Raw genomic sequence first — 5820 nt, 5'->3', positions numbered from 1 at the left:
CTCGAGCGTCATCTTCTTGCTGGCGTTGTGCGTGTCGAAGCAGTACCAGGGGCGTCCGCGCTTGCAGGCGCGGCACGTGCCACACACCGCACGCCAGTTCAGTACGACGAAATCACCGACGGCGACCGAATCCACGGCGCTGCCGATCTCCTCGACGATGCCCGCGGCCTCATGACCGAGCAGGAACGGGAACTCGTCGTTGATTCCGCCTTCGCGGTAGTGCAGATCGGTATGGCAGACGCCGCACGCCTGGATCTTCACGATGACGTCGTGTGGCCCCGGATCCGGGATCACGATGGTCTCGACCTGGACGGCTTCGCCCCGTCCGCGCGCAACGACACCTCGTACCGACTGACCCACGATGCTCTCCTTCGATTCATCTGCAGCGACCGGCGTTCAGCGTGCCACAAGACAGGTGTCCAGACTCGCGTCGGGTCACCTGTTGGCTCCGGGGCGCGGAGGGAATTCGCGAGCGGTCCCCCGCGTTGGCAAATCCTGCGTCCCCCAATGCACCACGGCGTGAAGCATCGCCGAGCGGGTAGGTGACAATGGTGGTACCGGGAGTTGACTCCCGGGCAGGAAAGGAAGCGACATGGACGAGGCGAGGATGTACGAACTGGAGTTCCCCGAGCCGCAGCTTTCGTCGTCGGACGGCGCGGGACCGGTGCTCGTACATGGCCTCGAGGGCTTCAGCGACGCCGGGCACGCGGTTCGGCTCGCCACCAAGCACCTGCGGCAGAGCCTGGAAACCGAACTGGTCGCGTCCTTCGACGTCGACGAACTGCTCGATTACCGATCGCGCCGGCCCTTGATGACGTTCAAGAACGACCACTTCTCGGACTACGCGGACCCGGAGATCAACCTCTACGCGCTGAAGGACACAGCAGGAACGCCGTTCCTGCTGCTGGCCGGCCAGGAGCCGGACCTGCGCTGGGAGCGGTTCACCACCGCAGTGCGCCTGCTCGCCGAACAGTTGGGCGTCCGCCGCACCATCGGGCTGAACTCGATCCCGATGGCAGTCCCACACACTCGTCCCCTCGGGCTCACCGCGCATGCCAGCGACCGCGACCTGATCAAGGATCTCCCGGGTTGGCCGGGCGAACTGCAGGTGCCCGCGTCGGCCTCGTCGCTCCTCGAGTTCCGCATGGGCCAGCACGGACATGAGTCGCTCGGCTTCTCTGTGCATGTGCCGCACTACCTGTCCCAGACCGCCTACCCGGAGGCAGCGCAGACGCTGCTCGAGAACGTCGGCGAGAACGCCGGGCTGGAGTTGCCGCTCGCCGCGCTCGGCGACGCCGCTGCCCGGGTTCGCGAGCAGGTCAACGAGCACATTGCGGGCAATCCCGAGGTGGAGGGCGTTGTCGCGGCACTCGAGCGGCAGTACGACAGCTTCGTGGCTGCGCAGGAACAGACCTCGTCCCTGCTCGCCTCCGACGAGGAGCTGCCGAGCGGCGACGAACTCGGCGCGGAATTCGAGCGCTTCCTCGCGGCACAGGCCGGACTCGACGACAACGACCAGAAGGACAGTGACGACTAGCCTCGTCCCGAGCTCCATCGGCGCAGGTCCCCCGGCATTTTCGATCGATGCCGTCGGGTAGCGCAGTTGTGCGCGCGTGGAAACGTGTGCGTTACTCGAGTACGCGACTATTGGACACCGATCCAACTCACCGGCGACGGTGAATCTGGATGGCCGAGTCGACCCGAGGAGGCTGCATGACACCGCGATCTCGGACGCTGCGACCCGTACCGGACGTCGAGACTCAGCTCGTCTTCCGTTCGATTCACGGGTACAACCGCGCCTACCGAATCGCCGGCGAAGGTCCCGCCGTGCTGCTCATCCACGGCATCGGTGACAGTTCGGCGGCGTGGGCCGATCTCATCCCCCACCTCGCCCGCCACTACACCGTCATCGCTCCGGACCTGCTGGGCCATGGCCAGTCGGACAAGCCACGCGGTGACTACTCGGTCGCGGCCTACGCGAACGGGATGCGCGACCTCCTCGCGGTACTCGGCATCGAGCGCGCCACGGTTGTCGGCCACTCGCTCGGCGGCGCGGTCGCGATGCAGATGGCGTACCAGTACCCGCAGTTGGTCGAGAGGCTCGTGCTCGTCTCGTCGAGTGGCATCACCAAGGACGTGCATCCGCTGCTGCGGCTGATCGCGGTGCCGGTCGCCAACGAATGGATGGGGATCCTCAAGCTCCCCGGCGGTCACGACATCGCCCGGCTGGCATGGAATCTGCTCGACCAGGTGCAGGAGGGCGCCCTGTCCCCGGCCGCCGTGCTCAAGAGCACCCCGGACATCATGCGAGTACTCGGCGAACTGCGTGACCACGCCGCATACATGGCGTTTCTCCAATCACTGCGCGCAGTGGTCGACTGGCGCGGCCAAGTGGTCACCCTGCTCGACCGGGTTTACCTCAACGAGGCGATGCCGGTGCAGATCATCTGGGGCGGCCGCGACGCGATCTTCCCGGTGTCGCACGCGCATCTCGCGCACTCGGCGATGCCGGGCTCGCGCATCGCGATCTTCAATAACGCGGGCCACTACCCGTTCCGCACCGAGTCGATGGGCTTCCTGCGGGTCCTCGAGGACTTCCTCGAGTCCACCGTGCCCGCCGAGTTCGACGCGGGTCGCTGGAGGCACACGCTGTTGTCCGGCGTCGGCGAGGACGACATCGTGGGCGGGCCGCTGACCCGGATGGCGGTGCTCGATGCGATGGGCTCGAGCGAACGCAGCGCGACCTGATCACGTTATTACTCGCTCTGCCGCAGCGGTCGCCGAGCCGTAGGATCGTCGAAGCAGGGTGCGCTCGGCCGCTTCGGCTTCCGCTCAACGGATTTAGGGCGGCGACGGGGCCCGGCGCTGCTGCCAGCTCGACGCGGGAGGAGGCGATATGAACGATTCCCACATCGGACCGCCGCTGCGGACCGTTTCCCCCGAACCGCATCTCACCTTCCGCACCATCCACGGCTATCGCCGCGCGGTCCGCATCGCCGGCGAAGGGCCGCCGATCGTGCTGTTGCACGGGATCGGCGACAACTCGCTGACCTGGACCGAGGTCATGGAAGACCTCTCGACGAGCTACACCGTGATCGCGCCGGACATGCTCGGGCACGGTCGTTCGGACAAACCACGGGCCGACTATTCGATCTCCGCATATGCCAACGGCCTGCGGGACCTGCTCACGGTCCTCGGCTACGACCGGGTGACGGTGATCGGCCATTCGCTCGGCGGCGGTGTCGCGACCCAGTTCTGCTACCAGTTCCCGGAGATGGTGGAACGGCTCGTACTGGTCGGCGCTGGCGGGGTAAGCAAGGAAGTCCACCCCGTACTGCGGTTCGCGACCGCACCGATGATCTCCTCCGGGCTGCGGGTGCTACAACTCCCGGGCGCCACCCGCGCACTCGCCGCAGTGGGTTCCTCACTTGCGCAACGGGTCGCGGTATCGCCGGTCGGGCGGAGCACAGCCGCGCACGACGCGATCGACATCGTGCGGGTCATGCACGGATTCGCGGACAACACCGGCTACCTCGCCTTCCTGCGCACGCTGCGCGCCGCAGTGGACTGGCGCGGGCAGGTGATCACCATGCTCGACCGCTGCTACCTCTACGAACAGCTGCCGGTCCAGATCATCTGGGGCGATTGCGACGCGGTCATCCCGGTCAGCCATGCGCATCTCGTTCATTCGGCGATTCCGGGTTCGCAGCTCGAAATATTTCCCGGCGCGGGGCATTTCCCGTACCGCGACGACCACGAGCGGTTCATCGAGGTGGTGCGCAAATTCGTCGACTCCACCGATGCCCCGATCTTCGACCCCGCCCGGCGCCGCGAATTACTCGCGTCCGGCTCGGGCGAGGAGCACGTGACCGGCACTCCAGGGGAGATCCGCGCCGCTGTCGCGGTGATGGAAGATACCGAACGCAGCGCCACCTGAGCAGCGCCAATTCCAGCTGCGGCGCCTCCACCGGCTAGCCTGTACCGGTGTCGTTGCCGAGCCTGATCGAGCAGTTCCTGAACGCGGGCGAGGCGGACGCGGATCGCCTTTTCGATGCCTTCAGCGAATGGACATCCGAACGCGGACTCGAGCTCTATCCGGCGCAGGAGGAAGCGCTCATGGAGCTCGTCTCCGGCGCGAACGTCATCCTCGCCACCCCCACCGGATCGGGCAAGTCGATGGTGGCCGTCGGCGCGCACTTCGCCGCGCTGGCGCGCGGGCAACGCACCTACTACACCGCCCCGATCAAGGCACTGGTGAGCGAGAAGTTCTTCGCGCTGTGCGATGTCTTCGGAGCCGACCAGGTCGGCATGGTCACCGGCGATGCCGCGGTCAATCCCGACGCACCGATCATCTGCGCGACCGCGGAGATCGTCGCCAACCTTGCGCTGCGCGAGGGTGCCGGTGCGAATATCGGCCAAGTCGTCATGGACGAATTCCATTACTACGCCGAGCCCGATCGCGGCTGGGCGTGGCAGGTGCCGCTGATCGAACTGCCGCAGGCGCAGTTCCTGCTGATGTCCGCGACGCTGGGTGAAGTCGATTTCTTCGCAGACGACATGACGCGGCGGACCGGCCGGGAGACCGCGATCGTCGCGGGCACCGAACGCCCGGTACCGCTCACGTTCTCCTACGCGCGCACACCTGTCGGCGAGACGATCGAGGAACTCGTCAGCACCCATCAGGCGCCGGTCTACGTCGTGCACTTCACGCAGGCGGCCGCCCTGGAACGCGCCCAGGCTCTGACCAGCGTGAACCTCTGCAGCCGGGCCGAGAAGGACGCCATCGCCGAGGCGATCGGCGCGTTCCGATTCGCCACCGGTTTCGGCAAGACGCTGTCCCGGCTGGTGAGGCACGGCATCGGAGTGCACCACGCCGGCATGCTCCCCAAATACCGCAGGCTCGTCGAACGCCTCGCGCAGGACGGCCTACTGAAAGTCATCTGCGGCACGGACACCCTCGGCGTGGGTATCAACGTCCCGATCCGGACAGTGCTGCTGACCGGCCTGGCAAAATACGACGGCGTCCGGATGCGCCAGCTGCGGGCCAGGGAGTTCCATCAGATCGCCGGGCGCGCGGGCCGCGCGGGCTTCGACACGATGGGCACCGTCGTCGTGCAGGCTCCGGAGCACGAGATCGAGAACCACCGCCTTGTGCTCAAGGCCGGCGATGATCCCAAGAAGCTCAAGCGAATTCAGCGCAAGAAGGCGCCGGAGGGTTCGGTCAACTGGAGCGAATCCACCTACGAACGACTGGTCGGCGGCGCGCCGGAGCCGCTCGTATCGCGGTTCGCAGTGACGAATTCGATGCTGCTCAACGTCATCGCGCGGCCTGGCAACTGTTTCGACGCCATGCGCCACTTGCTCGAGGACAACCACGAGCCACGCCCCGCACAGCGCAAACACATCCGCACCGCGATCCGGCTGTACCGCAGCCTCGTCGATGCCGGTGTGGTCCAACGTCTTTCGGAGCCGGACGAAAACGGCCGGTGGGCGCGACTGACGGTGGACCTGCAACGCGACTTCGCGCTGGACCAACCGCTGTCCCCGTTCGGGCTCGCCGCATTGGAACTGCTCGACAAGGAGTCGCCGAGTTACACCCTCGATGTGATCTCGGTGATCGAGTCGACGCTCGAGAACCCCCGGCAGGTGCTGCTCGGCCAACAGCACGCCGCACGCGGCGAGGCAGTCGCGCAGATGAAGGCCGACGGCATCGAATACGACGAACGGATGGAGCTGCTCGAGGAGGTGAGCTGGCCGAAACCGTTGGCGGAGCTCATCGATCCCGCCTTCGAGACCTACCGGCGAAGTCACCCGTGGGTA

5 protein-coding genes are annotated in these 5820 nt (G+C 66.5%); 4 read left to right on the top strand and 1 reads right to left on the bottom strand.

The features are described 5' to 3' along the window. Window positions 1-360, bottom strand: a 360-nt coding sequence (locus A8G08_RS19205; RefSeq protein WP_157108668.1) for an alcohol dehydrogenase catalytic domain-containing protein, incomplete at its 3' end; no start/stop codon positions are given. A 232-nt stretch (window positions 361-592) separates the two neighbouring features. Between A8G08_RS19205 and A8G08_RS19200 the strand changes: the two genes are divergently transcribed. From A8G08_RS19200 to A8G08_RS19185, 4 genes are all read left to right on the top strand, one after another. Continuing rightward, window positions 593-1537, top strand: a complete 945-nt coding sequence (locus A8G08_RS19200) for a proteasome assembly chaperone family protein (protein ID WP_068277764.1) — start codon at window positions 593-595, stop codon at window positions 1535-1537. 176 nt (window positions 1538-1713) lie between these two features. Continuing rightward, window positions 1714-2748 (top strand): alpha/beta fold hydrolase, encoded by a 1035-nt coding sequence (locus A8G08_RS19195; RefSeq protein ID WP_068277761.1) that lies wholly within the window; start codon window positions 1714-1716, stop codon window positions 2746-2748. 148 nt (window positions 2749-2896) lie between these two features. Then, entirely contained in the window at window positions 2897-3937 is a 1041-nt protein-coding gene (locus A8G08_RS19190) for an alpha/beta fold hydrolase (protein ID WP_068277758.1), read from the top strand. A 47-nt stretch (window positions 3938-3984) separates the two neighbouring features. Continuing rightward, window positions 3985-5820, top strand: a 1836-nt coding sequence (locus tag A8G08_RS19185; RefSeq protein ID WP_068277755.1) for a DEAD/DEAH box helicase, incomplete at its 3' end; no start/stop codon positions are given.

This window comes from Aldersonia kunmingensis, from assembly GCF_001646865.1.
GTDB lineage: Bacteria > Actinomycetota > Actinomycetes > Mycobacteriales > Mycobacteriaceae > Aldersonia > Aldersonia kunmingensis.
This window is presented reverse-complemented; position numbering and strand designations above follow the sequence as displayed.

What these genes read in the sequence shown, in the direction of transcription:
- A8G08_RS19200 (WP_068277764.1), top strand. Translation starts at nt 593, where the DNA reads ATGGACGAGGCGAGGATGTACGAACTGGAGTTCCCCGAGCCGCAGCTT.
- A8G08_RS19195 (WP_068277761.1), top strand. Translation starts at nt 1,714, where the DNA reads ATGACACCGCGATCTCGGACGCTGCGACCCGTACCGGACGTCGAGACT.
- A8G08_RS19190 (WP_068277758.1), top strand. Translation starts at nt 2,897, where the DNA reads ATGAACGATTCCCACATCGGACCGCCGCTGCGGACCGTTTCCCCCGAA.